6 protein-coding genes and 1 pseudogene are annotated in these 5091 nt (G+C 70.5%); 2 read left to right on the forward strand and 5 right to left on the reverse strand.

Annotation, left to right across the window (positions count from 1 at the left end; all coding sequences use genetic code 11):
- Together HLB15_RS22290 and HLB15_RS22295 are read right to left on the reverse strand one after the other, a co-directional pair.
- Positions 1-580, reverse strand: a pseudogene (locus HLB15_RS22290) (hypothetical protein); the annotation flags it as partial.
- A 40-nt stretch (positions 581-620) separates the two neighbouring features.
- Positions 621-1955: a glutamine synthetase family protein gene (locus tag HLB15_RS22295; RefSeq protein ID WP_171108777.1), complete on the reverse strand. Its 1335-nt coding sequence runs from the start codon at positions 1953-1955 to the stop codon at positions 621-623.
- Between the two features lie 107 nt (positions 1956-2062).
- Here HLB15_RS22295 and panB point away from each other — a divergent pair, with 107 nt between their 5' ends.
- Positions 2063-2893 carry a 3-methyl-2-oxobutanoate hydroxymethyltransferase gene (panB, locus tag HLB15_RS22300; RefSeq protein ID WP_171108779.1) on the forward strand — a complete coding sequence of 277 codons (831 nt, stop codon included), beginning with the start codon at positions 2063-2065 and terminating at the stop codon, positions 2891-2893.
- Positions 2894-2897: 4 nt separating this feature from the next.
- Here panB and HLB15_RS22305 read toward each other — a convergent pair whose 3' ends face one another.
- Positions 2898-3089, reverse strand: coding sequence for an SPOR domain-containing protein (locus HLB15_RS22305; protein ID WP_171108781.1), 192 nt, complete (start codon positions 3087-3089; stop codon positions 2898-2900).
- Between the two features lie 14 nt (positions 3090-3103).
- Here HLB15_RS22305 and ppgK point away from each other — a divergent pair, with 14 nt between their 5' ends.
- On the forward strand, positions 3104-3850 hold the full coding sequence (gene ppgK, locus HLB15_RS22310; protein ID WP_171108783.1) for a polyphosphate--glucose phosphotransferase: 747 nt from the start codon (positions 3104-3106) through the stop codon (positions 3848-3850).
- Positions 3851-3877: 27 nt separating this feature from the next.
- On the opposite strand, the gene HLB15_RS22315 is transcribed toward ppgK, so the two are convergent.
- Together HLB15_RS22315 and HLB15_RS22320 are read right to left on the reverse strand one after the other, a co-directional pair.
- Positions 3878-4246 (reverse strand): STAS domain-containing protein, encoded by a 369-nt coding sequence (locus HLB15_RS22315; RefSeq protein WP_171108785.1) that lies wholly within the window; start codon positions 4244-4246, stop codon positions 3878-3880.
- Positions 4247-4514: 268 nt separating this feature from the next.
- Positions 4515-4871 carry a DUF3467 domain-containing protein gene (locus tag HLB15_RS22320; protein ID WP_171108787.1) on the reverse strand — a complete coding sequence of 119 codons (357 nt, stop codon included), beginning with the start codon at positions 4869-4871 and terminating at the stop codon, positions 4515-4517.
- Positions 4872-5091: the final 220 nt, after the last annotated feature.

Genomic DNA, 5091 nt, shown 5'->3' on the forward strand with positions numbered 1-5091 from the left:
TCGTCCCGGACATGGCGGGGATCCGGGCGCTGACCCAGCTCGTCGGCATCGAGACGGCCAAGCGCCTCACCCTGACCGCGGAGGAGGTCACGGGGGCCGACGCCGCGCGGCTCGGTCTGGCCGGGACTCCGGTGCCGGGCGTGTCGTCGGTGAGCAGCCCGAGCAGGGCGGGGTGGCGCACGAGCTCGTCGCCGAGCGCCGAGGAGACCCCGAGCACGCGCACGAGCCGGTCGCGGGGGGTGGGCGCGGCGTCGGCGGGGGCCGGGCCGTCGGTCTCGACGGCCCCGGAGGCGCCGAGCAGGGCGCGCAGCCGGTCGGGCGCGGCGGCGGCGAGGCGGACGAGCTGGAGCAGCGCGAGGTCCGGGTCGGCCGCCGCCGCGAGCGAGCGCAGGAGCGCGACCCGCGGGGCGTCGAGGGCCACGGCGCCGCGGTCGGGTCCCGTGGGGTGACCGGCGGTGGCGCCGGAGTCGAGGACGGCGACGAGGTCGGCGTCCTGCCACAGCGAGGCGGACCGGGTGAGGTCGGCGAACCCGGCCCGGATCAGATGGGTCGTGAGGGTCTCGGGACGGCGGCTGCGCACCCCCCGACCCTACGACGGGACGGGGAGGCGCAGCACCCGGTCAGAGCTGCAGGAACCGCTTGAGCTCGAACGGCGTGACCTGCGCGCTGTACGCCTCCCACTCCTCGCGCTTGTTGCGCAGGAAGTAGTCGAAGACGTGCTCGCCGAGGGTCTCGGCCACGAGCTCGGAGCGCTCCATGAAGTGGATCGCCTCGTCGAGGTCGCGCGGCAGCGGCGTGATGCCGAGCGCGCGGCGCTCGGCGGCGGTGAGCTCCCACACGTCGTCCTCGGTGTGGTCGAGCAGGTCGTAGCCCTCCTCGATGCCCTTGAGGCCCGCGGCCAGGATCACGGCGAACGCGAGGTACGGGTTGACCGCCGAGTCGAGAGCGCGGTACTCGATGCGCGCCGAGTTGCCCTTGCCCGGCTTGTACATCGGCACGCGCACGAGCGCCGAGCGGTTGTTGTGGCCCCAGCTCACGTAGCTCGGGGCCTCCTGCCCGCCCCAGAGCCGCTTGTAGCTGTTGACGTACTGGTTGGTGACGGCGGTGATCTCGCCGGCGTGCACCATGAGGCCCGCGATGAACTGGCGCGCCGTCTTCGACAGCTCGAACTGCGCGCCCGGCTCGTAGAAGGCGTTGCGGTCGTCCTCGAACAGCGACACGTGCGTGTGCATGCCGGAGCCCGGCTGGTCGGCCAGCGGCTTGGGCATGAACGAGGCGAACACCCCCTGCTCGAGGGCGACCTCCTTGACCACCGTGCGGAACGTCATGAGGTTGTCGGCCGTCGTCAGGGCGTCGGCGTACCGCAGGTCGATCTCGTTCTGGCCCGGCCCCGCCTCGTGGTGGGAGAACTCCACCGAGATGCCCATGGACTCCAGCATCGTGATCGCCGCGCGCCGGAAGTCGTGCGTCGACCCGCGCGCCAGGTGGTCGAAGTACCCGCCCTGGTCCACCGGCTCGAGCTTCGGGTCGGCCTTGGTGAGCTGGTTGAACAGGTAGAACTCGACCTCGGGGTGCGTGTAGAAGGTGAAGCCGCGGTCGCTCGCCCTGGCCAGGGTCCGTTTGAGCACGTTGCGCGAGTCCGCGAGCGACGGCTCCCCGTCGGGCGTCAGGATGTCGCAGAACATGCGGCCCGTGCCGTGGCGTTCACCGCGCCACGGCAGCACCTGGAACGTCGTCGGGTCGGGCTTGGCGACCATGTCCGCCTCGAACACCCGGGTGAGCCCCTCGATGGCGCTGCCGTCGAAGCCGATGCCCTCGCTGAAGGCCGACTCGAGCTCTGCCGGGGCCACGGCGACCGACTTCAGCACACCGAGGACATCGGTGAACCAGAGCCGGATGAAGCGGATGTCGCGCTCCTCGACCGTGCGGAGCACGAACTCCTGCTGCCTGTCCATGGGCCCATCTTGCACCAAACCTGTTACAGGCGCGTGTACCGCCCGTGCTGGACCAGCCGTAGGCTTTCGGTCGGCACAGATGCCACCCGCGAGATCTCAGGAGGAGCATGTCCGCCCACACCTCACCCACGTCCGGGCCCAAGCGGGTCCGTGTGCACCACCTGGCGGAGGCGAAGGCCCGCGGGGAGAAGATCGCCGTGCTCACGGCGTACGACGCCGTGACCGCCACGATCTTCGACGCGGCGGGGACGGACATGCTGCTGGTGGGCGACTCGATCGGCAACGTCATGCACGGCCACGCCTCGACCATCCCGGTCACGGTCGACGAGATGATCCCGGCCGCGCGCGCCGTCGCCCGCGCCGCGCAGCGCGCCTTCGTGGTCGTCGACCTGCCCTTCGGCTCCTACGAGGCCGGCCCGCAGCAGGCCCTGGAGACCGCTGTGCGCGTGTTCAAGGAGACGGGCGCCGACGGCGTCAAGCTCGAGGGCGGGGCACGGTCCGCGGCCCAGATCCGCGCGCTGACGGACGCGGGGATCCCCGTCGTCGCCCACCTCGGCTACACGCCCCAGTCGGAGAACCTGCTGGGCGGCCCGCGCGTACAGGGCCGGGGCGACGACGCCGTCGAGCGCCTCGCCGCCGACGCGCAGGCCGTCGAGGACGCCGGCGCCGTCGCCGTCGTCCTGGAGATGGTGCCCACCGACGTCGCCGCGCGGATCACCGAGATCGTGCACATCCCGACCATCGGCATCGGCGCGGGCCCGCACTGCGACGGCCAGGTGCTCGTCTGGACCGACATGGCGGGCATGACCTCGTGGTCCCCACGCTTCGCCCGCCGCTACGCCGAGCTCGGCAGCGTCCTGCAGCGCGCGGCCGAGGACTACGTCGCCGAGGTCAAGGACTCGTCGTTCCCCGACGCGGAGCACTCGTTCGAGAAGTAGCGGGCTACTGCTTCTTCCCGCCCCACTCCTCGTCCTCGCTGTCCCACGACTCCGTGCGCGCCCGGGCGCTCTCCAGCGCCCGCTGCGCCTCGCCCCGGGTCGCGTACGGCCCCATGAGGTTGGTCCAGGAGGAGCGCTTGCCCTCCTCGACCTCGCCGGTCTCGGTGTTGTACCAGTACTGTGCGTCGTCGCTCATGAGACGATCCTGACATGAGCGACCTGGCGTTCGGCATCGACATCGGAGGTTCCGGGATCAAGGGCGCGCCCGTCGACCTCGTCGCGGGCGACTACGCGCAGAAGCGCACCCGCATCCCCACACCCCAGCCGTCCACCCCGCAGGCGGTGGCCGACGTGCTCGCCGAGCTCGTCGGCGCCTACCACCTGCCCGACGACGTACCCGTCGGCGTCGCCTTCCCCGCGCCCATGCAGCGCGGCGTCGTGCGCTCCATGGCCAACCTCGACCAGTCCTGGACCGGGGTCGACCTGCCGGCGCTCGTGCACCGCGCGACCGGCCGCCACGTCGTGGCCGTCAACGACGCCGACGCCGCAGGCATCGGCGAGGTGCGCTACGGCGCCGCGCGCGACACCCACGGCGTCGTGCTCGTCGCGACGCTCGGCACCGGCATCGGCTCGGCCCTCGTCGTCGACGGCGCGCTCGTGCCCAACACCGAGCTCGGCCACCTCGAGATCGACGGCTACGACGCCGAGACGCGCGCCGCCGACTCCGCGCGCGAGCGCGAGGACCTGTCCTGGGAGGCGTGGACCGAGCGCCTCCAGCGATACTTCGGCGTCGTCGAGGACCTCCTGTCGCCCGACCTCATCGTCGTGGGCGGCGGGGTCAGCAAGCACCACGAGAAGTTCCTGCCGCACCTGCACCTGCGCGCACCGATCGTGCCCGCGCAGCTGCGCAACGCCGCGGGGATCGTGGGCGCCGCAGCGCTCGCGGCGGACCGCTAGCCGCCGGCGGCGGCGGGGCGCCGGCGCTCAGACGTCGCGCACCGCCGCGGGCTGCGCCTGCTGCGCGAACAGCACGTCCACGCCGAGCATCTCGATGACGCTGCGCACCACCGGCGGCGGGTCGGGCAGCGTGACGGTCAGCCCCTCGCGGGTGCCGTACGTGTACATCTGCATGAGGAACGCCACGCCGGTGGAGTCCATGAACGTGACGCGTGACGTGTCGATGACGACAGCCTTCGCCCGTTCGATGGCGTTCGCTATCGCAGCACTCGACTCGCCACGCAGGGAGACGTCGATCTCTCCCCACATGCTCACGACGCTCGCGCGGGACTGTTCTTCGAACATGATCCCGCCCGTGCGCCCCCTGTTGTCGAATTCTGTGGTGCTCACCTGCATCGCCCCTGTTCATTGCTCCCCGACACGGCCGCCGGAACGGGTCGCCCGACCCCCCGGGCAACTCTGGGAGATTGCAACGCCTTCGTCGCGATCACGGGAAGCCTACATCCGTGAAGATCGCAAGTGGAACAGGCATCCAAGGTTACATTTCCCCCTCAGGACTGGTATAACCTGGAGGTTCTCCATCCAAACCGGAACATTTCCACCGGGCAGAACGGACATAAGTACCGCGACTTGGACGATTGTTCAAGAAAAAGATTGGTCGGATTCACTTTTCTGAGGACGGATTCGGGCCGTCACGGCCCTCCGCCGGGCGCGGATTGCGCACTGCCGGAGCGCTTTCCTTCTCCCACGCGTCGAGCTGCATGGTGAGCGCCTTCGCGAGCTCGAACACCTGCTGCGGAGGAATTCGTACGCGAGAGACCACGCGGCCCGGCACGGTGATCGACGTGACCTCACCCGAGTCCGGGTCCGAGACGGGGCTCGGCGGCTGCTTCACGGCGATGAAGTCCAGGATGAACGAGGTCGGCGTGTGCCACACCGAGGCGAAGTCGGCGGGGACACCGGTCTCCATCTCGTCGGGGACGTCGATCTGGAACTCCTGGGGCAGCTCGTCGGACGACACGGGGGCTCCTCGTTAGGCCGGGCGGTTCCCCGACCGTACCGTGGGGCCGGGACCGGCGACAGTGGAAACGGACTCCTGGGACATATGTCGCCTGCCTGACAGCGTTATTCAGCTGGCCAGTCGGTAGAACTCCAGGTTGACGATCACGTGGATGATGGTTGGGAGTTCGGTCAGGCGGCCGCGGTAGCCGGTGGCGAGGATCTTCCACTGCTTGAGCAGC

Source organism: Promicromonospora citrea (assembly GCF_013004695.1).
Classification (GTDB): Bacteria; Actinomycetota; Actinomycetes; order Actinomycetales; family Cellulomonadaceae; genus Promicromonospora; species Promicromonospora citrea.